This is a genomic window from Laedolimicola sp., from assembly GCF_051972735.1.
GTDB classification, from domain to species: Bacteria; Bacillota; Clostridia; order Lachnospirales; family Lachnospiraceae; genus Laedolimicola; species Laedolimicola intestinihominis.
The window spans coordinates 1-760 of record NZ_JBOKYU010000092.1; the positions used below are offsets into that span (position 1 = coordinate 1).

Annotated in this window: 1 protein-coding gene; it reads right to left on the reverse strand. The window is 60.4% G+C overall.

Annotated features, from left to right (window positions below):
• Nucleotides 1–61: 61 nt before the first annotated feature.
• Nucleotides 62–760: hemolysin family protein (locus ACTRC3_RS11715; protein WP_440323190.1), on the reverse strand; the 699-nt coding region annotated here is incomplete at its 5' end.

A 760-nucleotide genomic window follows, 5' to 3' on the forward strand; every position in this document is an offset into this window, starting at 1 on the left:
CCTCGGCTGGCCTTCAACAAAACCGGCTGCCGCACGTTTTGTGCAGCAGCCGATTGATATTTTATTTAGAGGTTATCCGGCCAAAGTGGCCTTTTTCCTCTTCGTCCTTTTTAGTCTCGGGCTTTTCTGCGGGGGTCAGACGCACCTCGGTCACGCGGCGCTTGGCGGTGCGGGTAACCACGCCGTCGTAGCCGCCCAGCGTGAAGCGGTCGCCTACCTTGGGCAGACGGCAGGTCTTTTCCTGCACCAGACCGTTCACCGTATTGGAGTCGATGTCCTCGTCCTCCGGCAGACCCAGCCGCTCGTACAAGTCGTCCACGCCGGCGCTGCCCAGCACGATCCAGCTGCCGTCCGACTGCTTGCGGAAGTCCTCGGTCACCTCGTCGTGTTCATCCCAGATCTCGCCTACCAGCTCCTCCAGAATGTCCTCCAGTGTGATGATGCCCTCGGTGCCGCCGTACTCGTCCACCACCACAGCCATGTGGTGGTGCTGCTCGCGCAGGGTGCGCAGCAGCTGGGAGATCTGGGTGGAGCCGGTGGTGTAGAGGGTGGGCTTGACCAGATCCTCCAGCTTGACCTCCTTTTTCAGGCGTGCCATGTAGAAGTCCTTTTCATGTACCACGCCAATGATGTTATCAATAGTGTCGTGGTACACCGGCAGACGGGAGTAGCCGGACTCCGCAAAGGTCTGCGCCACCTCTTCCAGCGGCATATCGTCCTCCACCGCGATCACATCCACGCGGGGGGTCAGGATCTCTTC